General features: G+C 57.6%; 15 protein-coding genes. 8 read left to right on the top strand and 7 right to left on the bottom strand.

Features of this window, described 5'->3' with window-relative positions; translation table 11 throughout:
* Nucleotides 1-76 precede the first annotated feature (76 nt).
* Genes QMP16_RS10045 through QMP16_RS10065 form a run of 5 tightly spaced genes read right to left on the bottom strand, consistent with a single transcriptional unit; the run spans nt 77 to nt 4,668 of the window.
* Nucleotides 77-2,215 carry a hypothetical protein gene (locus tag QMP16_RS10045; RefSeq protein ID WP_282152260.1) on the bottom strand — a complete coding sequence of 713 codons (2,139 nt, stop codon included), beginning with the start codon at nt 2,213-2,215 and terminating at the stop codon, nt 77-79.
* Nucleotides 2,212-3,081, bottom strand: coding sequence for a flagellar motor stator protein MotA (gene motA, locus QMP16_RS10050; protein WP_282152261.1), 870 nt, complete (start codon nt 3,079-3,081; stop codon nt 2,212-2,214). The genes QMP16_RS10045 and motA overlap by 4 nt, the downstream gene beginning before the upstream one ends.
* A 46-nt stretch (nt 3,082-3,127) precedes the next feature.
* On the bottom strand, nt 3,128-3,703 hold the full coding sequence (locus QMP16_RS10055; protein WP_282152262.1) for a MotE family protein: 576 nt from the start codon (nt 3,701-3,703) through the stop codon (nt 3,128-3,130).
* A complete protein-coding gene (locus QMP16_RS10060; protein ID WP_282152263.1) occupies nt 3,700-4,161 on the bottom strand; it encodes a hypothetical protein in 462 nt (153 codons plus the stop codon). Before QMP16_RS10060 ends, QMP16_RS10055 begins: the two co-directional genes overlap by 4 nt.
* A gap of 9 nt (nt 4,162-4,170) precedes the next feature.
* Entirely contained in the window at nt 4,171-4,668 is a 498-nt protein-coding gene (locus tag QMP16_RS10065; protein WP_282152264.1) for a flagellar basal body-associated FliL family protein, read from the bottom strand.
* 119 nt (nt 4,669-4,787) lie between these two features.
* On the opposite strand from QMP16_RS10065, the gene fliF reads away from it, so the two are divergent.
* Genes fliF through fliP form a run of 4 tightly spaced genes read left to right on the top strand, consistent with a single transcriptional unit; the run spans nt 4,788 to nt 7,984 of the window.
* A complete protein-coding gene (gene fliF, locus QMP16_RS10070) occupies nt 4,788-6,377 on the top strand; it encodes a flagellar basal-body MS-ring/collar protein FliF (protein ID WP_282152265.1) in 1,590 nt (529 codons plus the stop codon).
* On the top strand, nt 6,377-6,973 hold the full coding sequence (locus QMP16_RS10075) for an ABC transporter ATP-binding protein (protein ID WP_282152266.1): 597 nt from the start codon (nt 6,377-6,379) through the stop codon (nt 6,971-6,973). Before fliF ends, QMP16_RS10075 begins: the two co-directional genes overlap by 1 nt.
* Nucleotides 6,966-7,253, top strand: coding sequence for a FliM/FliN family flagellar motor C-terminal domain-containing protein (locus tag QMP16_RS10080; RefSeq protein WP_282152267.1), 288 nt, complete (start codon nt 6,966-6,968; stop codon nt 7,251-7,253). The genes QMP16_RS10075 and QMP16_RS10080 overlap by 8 nt, the downstream gene beginning before the upstream one ends.
* A complete protein-coding gene (gene fliP / locus QMP16_RS10085) occupies nt 7,253-7,984 on the top strand; it encodes a flagellar type III secretion system pore protein FliP (protein ID WP_282152268.1) in 732 nt (243 codons plus the stop codon). Before QMP16_RS10080 ends, fliP begins: the two co-directional genes overlap by 1 nt.
* 4 nt (nt 7,985-7,988) lie before the next feature.
* On the opposite strand, the gene QMP16_RS10090 is transcribed toward fliP, so the two are convergent.
* Both QMP16_RS10090 and QMP16_RS10095 read right to left on the bottom strand, forming a co-directional pair.
* Nucleotides 7,989-9,431: a sensor histidine kinase gene (locus QMP16_RS10090; protein ID WP_282152269.1), complete on the bottom strand. Its 1,443-nt coding sequence runs from the start codon at nt 9,429-9,431 to the stop codon at nt 7,989-7,991.
* Nucleotides 9,428-10,159, bottom strand: a complete 732-nt coding sequence (locus QMP16_RS10095) for a response regulator transcription factor (RefSeq protein ID WP_282152270.1) — start codon at nt 10,157-10,159, stop codon at nt 9,428-9,430. The genes QMP16_RS10090 and QMP16_RS10095 overlap by 4 nt, the downstream gene beginning before the upstream one ends.
* Nucleotides 10,160-10,376: 217 nt before the next feature.
* Here QMP16_RS10095 and QMP16_RS10100 point away from each other — a divergent pair, with 217 nt between their 5' ends.
* The 4 genes from QMP16_RS10100 to QMP16_RS10115 are packed head-to-tail and all read left to right on the top strand — an operon-like array spanning nt 10,377 to nt 14,544.
* Complete coding sequence (locus QMP16_RS10100; RefSeq protein ID WP_282152271.1) at nt 10,377-11,621, top strand: ABC transporter substrate-binding protein; 1,245 nt, start codon at nt 10,377-10,379, stop codon at nt 11,619-11,621.
* Nucleotides 11,622-11,678: 57 nt separating this feature from the next.
* Nucleotides 11,679-12,551: a carbohydrate ABC transporter permease gene (locus tag QMP16_RS10105; RefSeq protein ID WP_058275014.1), complete on the top strand. Its 873-nt coding sequence runs from the start codon at nt 11,679-11,681 to the stop codon at nt 12,549-12,551.
* Nucleotides 12,544-13,443: a carbohydrate ABC transporter permease gene (locus QMP16_RS10110; RefSeq protein ID WP_058279072.1), complete on the top strand. Its 900-nt coding sequence runs from the start codon at nt 12,544-12,546 to the stop codon at nt 13,441-13,443. The genes QMP16_RS10105 and QMP16_RS10110 overlap by 8 nt, the downstream gene beginning before the upstream one ends.
* Before the next feature lie 3 nt (nt 13,444-13,446).
* Nucleotides 13,447-14,544 carry an ABC transporter ATP-binding protein gene (locus QMP16_RS10115; protein ID WP_282152272.1) on the top strand — a complete coding sequence of 366 codons (1,098 nt, stop codon included), beginning with the start codon at nt 13,447-13,449 and terminating at the stop codon, nt 14,542-14,544.
* Nucleotides 14,545-14,565 lie beyond the last annotated feature (21 nt).

The raw sequence follows: 14,565 nt of genomic DNA on the forward strand, positions 1-14,565 counted from the left end.
GCGAGCTGCGGGCCGACGCTCAGTGGGCACCTATTGAAAGACAAACAGTGAATGCAGGTGGCGCCGACCTGATCCGCTATTGGTCCACCTTCGCAAGCAAATCCAGAATGTGCTGGCGTGTTTTTGCGCTGTCATCCAACAAGCCCTTCGCGTCAGCTAAGGGTTTGTCCTGCATTCGTATTGGCGGCACGGACAGGAGCCGCGTTGTTTGCTGAACTGCGAGGAACTTTGTGTCGCGTTCGTGCTCGACTGTTTCCGGATGATCGGCCAACCAAAAGAACCGATCGGCGTTTTCATCCTCACCCACAGCACGCAAAAGCTGACCAGCTGCCACGTAATCATCCGTCATCTGCAATGCTTGCCCTCGCAAAAGCTGGGCCACGTCTGATGGATCGTCGACCAGTTCCAAAATCGCTTGATGTGGTCGGTGTTGCAGTAAGGCAGCGCGCGCACGTAATCGTGCCCTTTCTGCGCGCCGGGCCTTGTCCTGTGACCGACTGGCCAGTTCCAGCGCCGCGTCCGCAAAACCAAGGGTGACCAAGCGCTCGGCCAATCCCACGCTTGTGTCTGTGAATAGCTCCAATTTCTGCTCGGGCGTCAGGGTCACGACACGCCTTAGAAATGTCGCGTCGTCGGCGCGTTCGGTCAGGATCTGGGCGACGCGGTTCAGCGTCTCGACGGCTATGTCCTGCGCATTTTGGGCGCCCAGCAGATTCATCGCCTTATCGAATTCATGGCTAAGGCTCAAAGCGACGATCTGTGTTTGCAGCATGCGCGGCCCGATTTCAGACCGGCGAAACTCCATGACGTAAGACGCCGCAAGATCAAGCTCTTGCGGGGATATTGCCCCACGTTCCGACCATCGCTTGTCGACCAGTCGCGCAAGCGCAAGCGGTGCCTCCAACTCTGCTCCCGACGCGGCGATGACCTCGTTCAACAATGCTTCTGACTTCGGGCCGTCGCCTTCGGCAGCCGCGACTTTAGCCTTGGCTTGGGATGTATCGGCGCTGTCCTCAGTCGCAACGCGGTCGACCGTGCGCAACACGCGCCTTGCTGGTTCAAGTTTCCCAGCATCTGTCAGAATTTCCGCCAATGTTGGTCCAACTTGACGGCGAAGATGGTTGGGCAAGCGCGCAAATGACTGTTCGATCGACTGCAACTGGGCCTCTTCCTGCATCTCTCCTTCGATCAAAAGAGCCCAAAGCGCGGCGTCGCTTTCACACCGCTGAAGATTGGTAAACGGGTTCGGATGGGACGGCTGTGCGCCATCAAGATACCGGGCTATAGAGGCAACCCGATCTGTGTCCGGCGAATGCTGCCCAAGCAATTCAAGCGTCCGAATAGCCTCTGCGCCGAACCCGGAATAGGCGTATAGCTGCGCCAGCTTCAGCGCCTTTTCTTCGTCAAGATGATCGAATTCTTTAAACAAGCCGGCTCGCAACGAAGCCACCTGTTCTGGAAAGGGAGTTGCCCCAGACCAACTGTCAAACCCAAGCTCAGCGCTTGAGATGCAGGGTGGGCGTTGTTCAAGCTGCGGCAGGGATGGTCCTAAAAGTTCATTCAAGCCGTCCAGAACGGATGTCACATGAATATTGGCATTAAGGTCTGAGGGGCTAAAGGGATCGTTCTTGGGGACCGACAGCCTTGGTCCAACCGGAGCAAGCCTCAAATCAACGACTTCCCGGTCAGAGCCGCGCAGCAGCAGGGTAGAGAGCTGTTCTTCAAAGCGATGTGCGTTCAGGTTTAGCAATGGCAATTCGAGACTCTGCAAATTTTGCGCGACCAATGGGTCTTTCTCTTTGGGCGCTTTGGGCAAAACAGGCGATGGTATATCAGCGCTGATTGGGGGCAGCGCCGAGCCGGGTGCAATATCCACCACGATCATCGTGCCCTTGAACAGAAAGGCATTGGCAACACAGTCGCAGCCAAATTGCATATCAAGTGCCGCGCCCGGTTCGGACTGAGAGATCGCGGCCAAGCGGTTTTGCGTCAAACGCCGGAACACGGCTGCTGTGTCGAAGTTAACCTTTTCCAGTTGGACAGTCAGACGCGCACCATTTTTCTTGTGCGACAGCGCCCAATTAGTGCCCGGCGGAACCTGTGCGACCAGCCGCGTATACCCTTCATGTTCGCCCGAGCGTACCTGCACATCTTGTGCTTGAACTTGCGCTGCCGCGGCGGTTAGCGCCAAAGCAAGAAAAACTGTTCGAATCATGCCGCCGCCTGTTTGAGTTCCTTCAACGCATCTTCCAGCTCAGAAAATGCTGGGCGGTTATGCGTCGGCGTGTTCTGGCGGCCAACTTCAATGCACATGGCTGCATTGTGGTTGTGCAGATTGGCGACCAGAACCTCTTTGATCAACTGGTAGAAATGGTTGTCCTCTTCGACAACTGCTTTCAGCTTGCCAGCGAACGGGCCAACCAGGCCATAGGCGAGAAACACGCCCAGGAACGTCCCGACCAAAGCGCCTCCGATCAGTTTGCCCAGTACTTCGGGCGGCTGGTCGATGGACCCCATCGTTTTGATTACGCCTAAAACGGCGGCCACGATACCAAGTGCGGGCAAACCATCGGCGACGGTTTGCAGCGCGTGGCTGGAATGCATGGCGTGGTGAAAATTGGTCTCCATCCGTTTTTCCAGCACTTCTTCAACTTGATGTGGATCGTCGTAATTCATCGACGCGGATCGCATCGTGTCGCAGATCAGATCGACAGCTTCCTTGTCCTTCTGAATCTTCGGATAGGCTGAGAATAGGGTCGAATTCTCGGGGTCTTCGATATGCTGTTCCACCTCGACCGGGTTGGCCTTGGCAATGCGGATCAGAGAAAACAAAAGGCAAAGCAGATCGCGGTAATCTTCGGGTTTCCATTTGGGGCCCCTGAACACTTTACCCATGTCCTTGATCGTATGTTTGACAGCGCTCAAGTCGTTGCTGATCATGAATGCGCCAACGGCGGCGCCGCCGATCATCATCATCTCGAACGGGAGCGATTTCAAAATGATCGTCATCTTGCCACCGGCGGCAAGATATCCACCAAACACCATGGCGAAAATGACGACGATTCCGATGATTCCGATCATAGGCGGTCTCCTGCAATGTCAGATGCGGGGGTAAAAAACATGTGCGCTACTCCTGCGGAACCGCAGCATTGCGACCGGCCATGATCACGCTGATCGTATAGGCGGCTTCGGGGCTGAGACCGGCGAGAACACCTGCGGCGGAATCAGGCGGCATCCGCGACAGAAAGCCAGCCGCAAAGCCGGGATCCATGGTTTCGAACAGGGCGGCTGCGTCCTTGGGCTTCATGCTCTGATACACATCCGTCAGGCGCGTCAGATCGGACTCGGCGGCTTTTTCGGCGAAGGCCAGTGTCTGTCGCATCGACTCTTCTGCCTCCTGCAAGGCAGCCAGGCGCGTTTCAATCGCCTGATCCGCGATATCCAGCGCCTTTTCTTTGTCTTGCAACGCGGCCTCTCGTTTCTTGAGCGCGTCTTCGCGGCGTAGCAATTCAGTCAACAATTCTTGCGCACCGGGCTGTTCGGCTTGGCTGCTCCTCGCCAGCGATGGGGCGGGATCGGATCCTTTAGCCAGCGCGGGCCCGGCCTCGAATCCTATTCTGATCGCGGCGGAACCGATCATAAGCATCGCGATCACCGCAAGAACGCCGCCTTTGGGACGGTTTTCTGCCCGCTTCCGCCTCATGTCGTGGCCTCGCTGCGGCTGTGACGCAGGAACATCAACCCACCCGGACGTTTGACCTGAGTCTCGGCTGGCGCGTCTTCTTCAATGACGGGCACTGAGTTGGCTTGGGACTGTTCTTCGGAAACAACCGGCTCAGGCTCTGGTGTAGGGATCTCGGTCGCCTCATCATCGTCCGACACTACGTCATGCATCGAGGCCATCATCAACTCAAGCCGCTGCGCCACTGTTTCGGCGCGCTCGGTCAATTCCTTCAGCGCGACGCCAGATTGATCCGAGGCGTCGCGCGCTGAATCCAGTGACCGTTTCAACTCTTCCGCTTGCGATGACAGCACACTGACGGCACCACCGACGCCTTTTTCAAGGTCGGTAAAGCGTTTCAACCGCCTGGACAGGACGAAACAATAAAGACCCGCACCCAAGGCGCCTGCCACCAGCAAAATATCTGCAATCAGCTCCAACTTCGCCTCCTAGTTCAGTACGAATTCCATGACGAGAACATCGCGAACGCGGCCTTCGCCGACGACGATTTCGATACGCCGCAACAAGTGTCCTCGGATGCGTATGAGCGCGAGCGAATCCTCAAGATCCGTTACCTCAATCGCGCGTAGATATCCGTTCAGCACGTCCATGATTCGCGGTTTCATCTTTTCCACATCCGCCATGTACGGCGCGTTCACCTCGAGCTGGGCGTGAAACTTCAGATGTCGCGAATCGCTTGTGTTTACCGAAACGACGACTGGGGCAAGGTCAACGAAACCGACCTTTGGCAGAGCCTTGGCAGGCTTGCTTTCCTCTGCTTCCTCGGCGGTTTGTACAACGGGTTTTCCACCTATCGGCAACAGGCCCGAGGTGGTCAGGAAGTATCCTCCCCCAGCACCGGCTATCGCCAGAATCGCGCCTAGTATCATTCCCTTTTTCCCAGATTTTTCCGGGACTTCTGCCTGTTTTGCAGCCGCGTCGGTCATGACGTCCTCATTCCTACAATCTGCAATCGTCATAACCCGACAGGAACTAACCGATTGTTAAGGGCAATCGTCCAAACAAGGGATGCGTCGCACAGAATGTCGGCGAGTCGGAGGTGATCGTGCAGCAGATCGGAACTGTCTGGGCAAGTTTGGACAGGCGTAAACAAATCATTGTCGCAGGTGCAGTCGTGCTGGTGTTTCTGGGGATACTGGCGATGTCGCGTCTGGTGACAACACCGTCGATGACCCTGCTTTACGCCGGATTAGAAAGCGGTGCTGCGGGGGATATCGTCCGTTCATTGGATCAGCGCGGTGTGCAGTATGAGATTCGCGGCGGCTCCATCTATGTGCCGGGGTCACAACGGGATGAATTGCGCTTGACGCTGGCCAGCGAGGGTCTGCCGGCAACCGGAAACCGGGGCTACGAGCTGCTGGATTCGCTCAGCGGGTTTGGCACAACGTCGCAGATGTTCGACGCCGCCTATTGGCGCGCCAAAGAAGGAGAGTTGGCCAGAACCATTGTCGGCAGCCCCCATATCAGCCAGGCACGTGTGCATATTGCCAGTGGATCAGCCAATCCGTTCCAGCGCAGTGTTGCACCAACCGCATCGATCTATCTGGTCGCGTCGGGCACGGACATCACGTCGGATCAGGCAAAGGCGATCCGGTTTCTTGTGTCGTCCGCAGTCAGCGGACTGGCGCCCGAGAACGTCACCGTCATCGATTCGAATGGCGCAGTGATCGGAGCACAGGACAACCCGGTGTCCGCAGATACCGCTGACGATAAATCGCGCCAGCTGCGCGAGCGGGTTCTGCGTCTGATCGAAGCCCGGGTCGGAGCTGGAAATGCGGTGGTCGAGGTGAGTGTCGATACGGTTACCAAGACAGAATCAATCCGCGAACGGCGTTTCGATCCCAATGGCCGTGTGGCCATCAGCACCGATGTCGAAGAGCGTTCGGACAGTGCCCGCAACCAGTCCGGGGATGTGACGGTTGCGTCGAACCTGCCCGATGGCGATGGCGCGGGCGGGGACGAATCCAATTCGAACGCAACCCAGACCCGAGAACGGGTCAACTACGAGGTTTCCGAAACCGAGCTTGAGGTTCACAACGGTCCTGGCGCGATCAAGCGACTGACGGTGGCTGTTCTGGTAAACGGAACGCGATCCGTGGACGCAAACGGCAGTGAAACATTTATACCGATGCCGCAGGCCGAGATGGATGCACTGCAGGAGCTTGTGGCCTCGGCAGTGGGCTTCGATGCCGAGCGTGGCGACGTTATTACGCTGAAATCGCTGGATCTGCCGGCGGTCGAGCCGCAGGGCAGTCTGGCAACCGCCTCGCTGTGGCAGAAGGTGCATTTCGACGCGATGTCGCTGATTCAGATGGCCGTGTTGGCACTGGTTTCCCTGGTACTTGGGGTGTTTGTCATCCGCCCTATTCTGACCCAACCGGCGACTGCTCCGGCGCTGTTGCCCGCAGGTACAGCCCAGGAACCTGACGCATACCTGACCGGCGAAATTGCGACGGAAGAAGGCGGTCAATTCACCTCCTTGCCGGGGCAGGGGCCCACTGGGAACGTTCCGGCGCTTGCGACCGATGCCGGGGCGGACCCGGTGGATCGGCTCAGGGCGATGATCGGCGACAAGCAGGAAGAAACGGTCGAAATCCTGCGCAGCTGGCTGGAAGAAGGTGAGGAGCGTGTGTGATGTCGATTGCCCATCTTCTTGAAGATTTCACTTTACAGGCCGGCGGCGGACAGCTGCACGTACTGGATGAGGACGCGTTAGAGGAACAAAGGCTGGCCTCGTTCGAGCAAGGCTATAGCGCCGGGTGGGAAGACGCGGTCCAGGCGCAAGAGCAGAGCCGGGGGCAGGTTTCGGCCGGATTGGCCAAATCGCTCGAAGATATGTCTTTTACCTACCATGAAGCGGTTACCCGGATGGCCCTGTCGCTGGAACCAATGTTTCAGAGCCTGACACAGCTGGTTTTGCCTGAAATGCTGGACCGAGGGTTTGCATTTCGACTTGTCGAGCAGCTCACCGATATGGCGCGCGGGCAGATCGGACAGCCCATGCAAATCTTCGTACCCTCAGGTCGTGTGAACGAGGTGGAGGACCTGATCCCCGCCGAGCTTTCATCGCCTGTGCAGGTGATCGAAGACCCGACGCTTGAGGTAGGGCAGGCGCGGCTCAAGGTTGGGGTTTCCCAGCGCGAGGTGGATTGCAGCGGCTTGCTTGCTGCGGTCGATCAAGCCTTTCAGGCATGTGTTTTTCAGGCAAAAGAGGCAGTGACCAATGAGTGATCCGCAAACCCCGAAATCCGAGAAGCCCAACCCGTTCGAGGCCGTTCCGATTGAAGTCACCGTATCGGTTGGCCGGGCGCGCCCTTTGATCCGTGATCTGCTGAACATGGGGGAAAACGCCGTGCTGATGCTGGACAAACGCATCGAGGATCCGGTTGACCTGTATGTCGGCGACCAGCTTGTCGCTTGCGGTCTGCTAGAGGAGATGGAGGGCGAGCAGGCCGGTCAGCTGGCTGTGCGTCTGACCGAAATCGCGGACCTGCAAAACGGGATCGGCTGATGCGCCGATTTCTTATTCTGGCGGTCGCGTTTGCGGTGCTGACCCCGTCTTTGTCCACGGCGCAGGAGTTGTCTGTTTCGCTGGGCGAGGGCGGTTCGATATCTGCGCGAACGATTCAGTTGATCCTGTTGATCACCGTGCTCAGCCTGGCTCCGGGATTGGCGATCATGATCACCTGTTTTCCGTTTCTGATCACCGTTTTGGCGATCCTGCGCCAGGGTATCGGGTTGCAGCAATCTCCTCCCAATATGCTGATTGTCAGTCTGGCGCTGTTTCTGACTTATTTCATCATGGAGCCGGTCTTTTCCGAAGCCTGGACAACAGGAATTCAGCCGTTGGTCGATGAAACTATGGAGGTCGAGCCTGCATTAGAGCGTGCATTACAGCCGTTTCGCGGTTTCATGGCTGCGCGATTGGACCCCGATACGTTTCACGCCATGGCCGCCCTGCGCCCCGGTGGTGATGCCACAACGCTGTCGCCCGACGCGCCGCTGTCCATCCTGATGCCATCCTTCATGCTGTCCGAAATTGCGCGCGCTTTTCAGATCGGGTTTCTGGTCTTTCTGCCATTTCTGATCATCGACCTTGTGGTTGCGGCGGTGCTGATGTCGATGGGGATGATGATGGTGCCGCCAGCCACAGTTTCCTTGCCGTTTAAACTGGCGTTTTTTGTCATCGCCGACGGGTGGTCCCTGATCGCCAGCGCGCTTGTGCGCAGTTATGCGACCTAGTTTCTTACTGCCGGGCTATTTGCAGACAGGCGCGCAGGCCGCAGTCGCCGGCCTCAAAGCGCATTTCTCCGCCATGTTGTTCTGCTACGGTAGCAGCGATTGTCAGGCCCAAACCGTAGCCGTCAGAAGATCCGGTGTTGGACCCACGACGAAATGGGGCCATCAGGTTTTCGATGTCCTCCACGGACAGATCGGTGCCCTTATCTTCGACCGTGATCGTCGCGGTGGTCGCATCGGTTGCCAACTGCACTTCGGCGTGTCGACCATATTTCAACGCGTTGTCGATCAAATTGGTCAGCGCACGCCTAAGCGATATGGGCCGCGCCATGACCAGAACGCGTCGTGTTTCGGTCAGCTGCCCATGTCCGCGCCGGGACATGAAAACCGATGTAACCCCATCGACCGCGACGGGGTCGGTCTTTTTCAGCGTCACGGGCAGGTCCATATCCTGATAGTCGGCGACCAGAGCCTCGACCAAAGAGGTCAGAGAAATCTGGCGCGGTTCCTCAACATCCAGTTCGGATCGCGTATAGGTCAGGACACTTTCGATCATGCCCGTCATCTGATCCACGTCCGCCTCGAGCTTTTCGCGTAGTTCATCGTCGGGGATCAGAGCGGCACGCAGGCGAACACGGGTCGCAGGGGTACCCAGATCGTGGCTGACACCGGACAAGACCGTCGCCCGCTTTTCAAGCTGCGCGCGCTCGGCCTCAAGATGGGCGTTCACCGCCGAGACGATATCGCGCAGTTCATCCGGGCCATCCGCCTCATAGCTTTCCGGCCCTCCAAGGCGCTGCCGTTCGCGCAACGCGCGGGCAAACCGGGTGAAGGTATCTGAGACGTTACTGACTGCGGACAAGATGACCGCCATTGCGACGATCCCCATAAGAATTGCGGGCAGACGTAAATCCATTGGGGCCGCCTGACAGCCCCAGATCTGGGTCCCGTCGACCTGATGCCAGGCCTCACGCCCAAATTTCGCAATCAGGATTGGTTCGCTGCAATATGTCGCCAGCAACCGGGTCAGGTTTCCCATCTTTTCAGGTCCGGTCTGATCACTGCCTGACACAATGTCCGACACCGGATAAACCAACCGGTCGGACAGAATTGCCACGGTTAATTCACGCCCGCTGAGCGGCGAGGAACTGTCGGTCAGGATCGAAAGGTTGGTGACGAAGCGGCGGTTTGAAAACCCGGGCAACCGCTGAAATTCACCATTTTCGGCAAGGGCCGTATCCTGGGGCGGCAAGGGCGTTATCGACAACCCCTCGGAGGGGGCCATGCCTGTTCGCAACTCTTCGTAGACGGTGAACCCCGCCACAAAAGATTTTAGCAGGTAGTCGTTCCAGGCGCGCGCCGAAGCGAACCATAAGCCTGCAGACAGCAAACCGACAGCAAAGGCTGAAAGGGTCCAAAGCCAACCCAGATTGCGCAGGCGCAGTGTCATTCTTCGACCGAAATGTCGGCGGCAAAGATATACCCGACCCCGCGCTCCGTGCGCAGCATTTGCGGATCTTTCGGGTTGGTCTCGATCTTGGATCGCAGGCGACCGACCAGCATGTCGATGGCGCGGCCCTGCGCTTCGGACTTGTCACTGTCCCCTGTAACATCCAATGCTGCGACGATTTCATCGCGCGTCAGCGGAATATGTGGATTGGCCAGCAAGACCTTGAGCAGGGCGGTTTCCCGTTGGGACAACGCGACCAAATAGCCTTCTGGCGAATGCAAATCATCACGCTTTCCGTCAAAGACCCAGCCGTCAAAACGGAACGTGCGGGTTCTGCGGCGATACGCCAGCGAAGACGACCGCCGAGCGCGCTGCATCACTGCCCTGACACGGGCCAGCATCAATTGGGGGTTGAACGGTTTGGCGATGTAGTCGTCTGCCCCAACTTCGTACCCTGCCATGCGCTGATGGTCGGCGGACAGGGCAGAGACCAGAATGATCGGGACGTCCTGTTCGCGCCGCAACCGGGCGCAGATATCAATCCCGTTCTCGTCCCCCAGCATGACGTCCAACAAAATCAGATCGATCCGGCCATTGGACAGGTGCGCCCGGATTTCCCGCTCGGAACTGGCGGGAAGGGCGATGAAGCTGTTTTGCTGCAATAGCTGCGTCATCATCGACCGCATCTCAGGGTCGTCATCCACCACCAGAAGCCGCGGAATGCTCACTCTGTCTTTCCTCCCGATCTTTTCCCTCTGTCGTTGTCCATTGTAACGAATGGAAACAGATTCAATGCCAACGTAACACCCTGTAACAGAAGTGGTGAAAATTTGGGCCGTTTCCGTACTTTACTATGAATTCCGCTTTGCCAGACGGCGATCAGACCACAGTAATAGCGCCATCGCTGCTTTGGCAGTCACTGAGTTCTCAGGGAGGAGACAAAAAATGAAGCGTTTTGCATTTGCCACCGTTTCGACTTTGGCCGTTGTGGCCGGATCGTCCGTTGTGGCCGAGCCGCAGGCGGAAGTACTGCACTGGTGGACCTCGGGTGGCGAGGCCAAGTCGGTTGCCGTTCTGCAGGAAGAATTCGCCTCGAACGGCGGCACCTGGACCGACATGCCCGTCGCGGGTGGCGGTGGTGATGCGGCAATGACCGCGCTGCGGGCCCGCGTTCTCTCCGGTAATGCGCCGACCGCCGTTCAGTTGAAAGGCCCTGCCATTCAGGAATGGTACGAAGAAGGCGTTCTGGCCGACATCTCGAACGTTGCCGAGGCCGAAGGCTGGGCGGATGTCCTGCCTGCGTCGATCGCAGGCCATATGATGTGCGAAGGCACTTGGTGCGCTGCACCCGTGAACGTGCACCGCATCGACTGGATCTGGGCGAATGCTGATGTTCTGGCGGCAAACGACATCGAAATGCCCACCACATGGGATGAGTTCAACGCAGCAGCCGAAAAACTGCAGGCCGCTGGTGTGATCCCGCTGGCCCACGGTGGTCAGGCCTGGCAGGACGCGACCGTGTTTGAGGCGGTTGTCATGGGTATTGGTGGACCAGAATTCTACCAGAAAGCCCTGGTCGATCTCGACCCCGAAGCGTTGACGTCCGACACAATGGTACAGGTCTTTGACCAGATGCGTACCATGCGTGGATATGTTGACGAGAACTTCTCGGGTCGCGACTGGAACCTGGCCACCGCCATGGTGATGAATGGCGAGGCAGCTTTCCAGATCATGGGTGACTGGGCCAAAGGTGAATTCCTGGCCGCTGGCAAGAAGCCCGGCGAAGATTTCCTGTGTACCTCGACCCCCGGTGACGGTTATCTGTACAACGTCGACAGCTTTGCCATGTTCGAAGTCGAAGGTGACGACAACCGCGCCGGTCAGGAACTGCTGGCCAAACTGATCGTCGCACCGAACTTCCAGGAAGTGTTCAACCTGAACAAGGGTTCGATCCCTGCACGGACCGACGTAGCGCTGGATGCCTTTGATATCTGTGCGAAAATCTCGGCAGAAGACATGGGTACGACCTCGGCAGGTGGTTCGCTGCTGCCGTCTTACGCCCATGGCATGGCGCTGCGCGGGTCGCAGTCTGGTGCGATCACGGATGTTGTGACCGCACATTTCAACTCGGATATGTCCTCGGCTGACGCGGTTCAGCAACTGGCGGACGCAGTGGCCAACAGCTACTGATCCAAAACGCTCTGCCCCCTATACCGCGGGGCAGAGCACTTTTCCCCGGAGGAAAAAATGTCCGAATGGCTGGAAAACCACCTGCCCAAGGTGGTGCTGGCACCGTCGTTCATCGCCGTATTGATTTTTGTCTACGGATTTATCGGATGGACCGCATGGGTGTCGCTGACCCGATCGAAACTACTGCCGAAATACGAGATCCATGGCTTCATTCAGTATGAACGCCTGTTCGATTCCCCTCGCTGGGATACGGCGATCAACAACCTGTATATCTTTGGTGCGCTGTTCATCGTGATCGCGATGGTGCTGGGGCTGTTGCTGGCCATCCTGCTGGATCAGAAGATCCGCGTCGAAGGGGTTATTCGCACCATCTACCTGTACCCGATGGCACTGTCGATGATCGTGACCGGCACCGCATGGAAGTGGATCCTGAACCCAGGTCTGGGCATTGAATCCATGGTGCAGGGCTGGGGCTTTCCGAATTTCGAATTCGATTGGCTGGTGAACCCCGATTACGCTATCTACACCATTGTGATTGCCGCGATCTGGCAAAGCTCGGGCTTTGTTATGGCGCTGTTTCTGGCCGGGCTTCGTTCGGTGGATGGTGAAATCATCAAAGCCGCTCAAGTCGATGGTATCCCCACATGGCGCATCTATACGGCGATCATCATACCGTCGATGGCACCGATTTTCCTTTCTGCCTTCATCGTGCTGGCCCACCTTGCGATCAAAAGCTTTGACCTTGTCATCGCGCTGACAGGTGGCGGTCCGGGATACGCGACTGATCTGCCAGCCACATACATGTATGCCATGGCGTTTTCGCGCGGCGACATTGGTCAGGCGGCGTCTTCCGCAATGATCATGATGCTGGTCGTCTTTGCCATCGTGGTTCCATATCTTTATTCAGAGCTGAGGGCGAAAAATGACTGATCTGTCGATGCCCCAAACCCAAACCCGCTCGCAGAGCGCCACCGGCAAGATTGCCCTTCGTTGGCTGCTTTACGTCCTGCTGGGTCTGTTCGCGCTGTACTACCTGATGCCGCTGTTCGTGATGTTAACCACATCGTTGAAAAGCCTTGAGGAAATCCGCACCGGGTCTCTGATCTCACTGCCGCGCGAAGTCAGCTTCGACGCCTGGAAAACCGCGTGGTCAGGCGCTTGTACCGGTATCCAATGTGAAGGTCTGCGGCCTTACTTCTGGAACTCGGTCCTGATCGCAGTGCCTGCAGTGTTTTTGTCCACCCTGATAGGTGCGCTGAACGGTTATGTCGTGGCGCAGTGGCGGTTCAAAGGCGCGAACATTATCTTCTCGCTGATGCTGTTTGGCTGCTTTATTCCGTTTCAGGTCGTGCTGCTGCCAATGGCGCGGCTGCTGGGCATGATGGGGATCGCCGGAACCATTCCGGGCCTGATCTTCGTTCACGTGATCTATGGCCTTGGCTTCACCACGCTGTTTTTCCGCAACTACTATGTCACCATTCCGGCCGAGCTGACCAAAGCCGCCCGGGTCGATGGGGCAGGCTTTTTGCGGATTTTCTGGTCGATCTTCCTGCCGCTGTCGCTGCCCATCATTGTGGTGACCGTGATCTGGCAGTTCACGCAGATCTGGAATGACTTCCTGTTCGGCGTGTCGTTCAGCCAGGCGGGCACGCAGCCCGTGACTGTGGCGCTCAACAACATCGTAAACTCCACCACCGGCGTCAAAGAGTACAACGTCGACATGGCCGCCGCGATCATCGCGGGGCTACCGACGCTGCTCGTCTATGTCGTTGCCGGTAAGTATTTCATCCGCGGCCTGACCGCTGGCTCTGTGAAGGGATAACCCATGGCTCCCATCCTTGATATCAACAAACTCTACAAGAATTACGGTGCAACCGAGATTCTGAAGGACATCAACATCTCGATCGAACCGGGTGATTTCCTGGTGCTGGTCGGCCCCTCGGGCTGCGGTAAATCCACCTTGCTGAACTGTATTGCGGGGTTGGAGGAAATCACCGACGGGACGCTGGCGATTGGTGGCAAAGACATGACCCATGTCAGCCCCAAGGACCGCGACATCGCGATGGTGTTCCAATCCTACGCTCTGTATCCGACGATGAGCGTGGCCAAGAACATCACCTTCGGCATGAAGGTGCGCGGGGTCGATCAGGCAACGCAGGAGGCCAAGCTGAACGATGTGGCCTCGCTTTTGCAAATCGAGCCACTGCTGAACCGTCGTCCCAGCCAGCTATCCGGTGGTCAGCGTCAGCGTGTGGCGATGGGCCGGGCGCTGGTGCGCGATCCCAAGCTGTTCCTGTTTGATGAACCGCTGTCGAACCTCGATGCCAAGCTTCGGGTAGAGATGCGGACCGAGATCAAGAAGCTGCACCAGACATTGGACGCTTCCATCGTCTACGTGACCCACGATCAGATTGAGGCGATGACGCTGGCCACCAAGATCGTGGTCTTGAAGGGGGGTATCGTGCAGCAGATCGGCAGCCCGGCCGAGATTTATAACAACCCGGCCAATCTGTTTGTCGCTGATTTCATGGGCTCGCCGGCAATGAATCTGATCCCTGCGCAGGTCACAAAACACGGATCGGGTACACAAATCGTCATCTCGCGCGATGCCGGCGAAACTCTGGTTCTGAACGATGCGCGTGATTTGTCGCTGCCCGAGGATGTGATTCTGGGTCTGCGCCCCGAGGATATCGCCGAGGCCGGTTTCCGTGCGGGTGATGGCGTGCAGGAAGCGGCGTGCATGGTCGATATGGTCGAACCTGCAGGGGCCGACACCTATGTCGTATCAGAACTGGGCGGCAAGCAGGTGACCGCAAGGCTGCACGCGGAAACCAGCGCGCAGGCGGGCAAGATGCTGAACTTGGCCTTCGATATGAGCAAGGTATCGTACTTCGCCAAGGAAACCGGCGAACGCCTGAATTAAGAGAAAAAACGCCGCGCGAAT

This window comes from Ruegeria atlantica, assembly GCF_947495585.1.
GTDB classification, from domain to species: Bacteria; Pseudomonadota; Alphaproteobacteria; order Rhodobacterales; family Rhodobacteraceae; genus Ruegeria; species Ruegeria atlantica_G.

What these genes read in the sequence shown, in the direction of transcription:
- QMP16_RS10055 (WP_282152262.1), bottom strand. Translation starts at nt 3,703, where the DNA reads ATGAGGCGGAAGCGGGCAGAAAACCGTCCCAAAGGCGGCGTTCTTGCG.
- QMP16_RS10065 (WP_282152264.1), bottom strand. Translation starts at nt 4,668, where the DNA reads ATGACCGACGCGGCTGCAAAACAGGCAGAAGTCCCGGAAAAATCTGGG.
- QMP16_RS10105 (WP_058275014.1), top strand. Translation starts at nt 11,679, where the DNA reads ATGTCCGAATGGCTGGAAAACCACCTGCCCAAGGTGGTGCTGGCACCG.
- QMP16_RS10110 (WP_058279072.1), top strand. Translation starts at nt 12,544, where the DNA reads ATGACTGATCTGTCGATGCCCCAAACCCAAACCCGCTCGCAGAGCGCC.
- QMP16_RS10115 (WP_282152272.1), top strand. Translation starts at nt 13,447, where the DNA reads ATGGCTCCCATCCTTGATATCAACAAACTCTACAAGAATTACGGTGCA.
- motA (WP_282152261.1), bottom strand. Translation starts at nt 3,081, where the DNA reads ATGATCGGAATCATCGGAATCGTCGTCATTTTCGCCATGGTGTTTGGT.
- QMP16_RS10080 (WP_282152267.1), top strand. Translation starts at nt 6,966, where the DNA reads ATGAGTGATCCGCAAACCCCGAAATCCGAGAAGCCCAACCCGTTCGAG.
- QMP16_RS10075 (WP_282152266.1), top strand. Translation starts at nt 6,377, where the DNA reads ATGTCGATTGCCCATCTTCTTGAAGATTTCACTTTACAGGCCGGCGGC.
- QMP16_RS10100 (WP_282152271.1), top strand. Translation starts at nt 10,377, where the DNA reads ATGAAGCGTTTTGCATTTGCCACCGTTTCGACTTTGGCCGTTGTGGCC.
- QMP16_RS10090 (WP_282152269.1), bottom strand. Translation starts at nt 9,431, where the DNA reads ATGACACTGCGCCTGCGCAATCTGGGTTGGCTTTGGACCCTTTCAGCC.
- QMP16_RS10045 (WP_282152260.1), bottom strand. Translation starts at nt 2,215, where the DNA reads ATGATTCGAACAGTTTTTCTTGCTTTGGCGCTAACCGCCGCGGCAGCG.
- fliP (WP_282152268.1), top strand. Translation starts at nt 7,253, where the DNA reads ATGCGCCGATTTCTTATTCTGGCGGTCGCGTTTGCGGTGCTGACCCCG.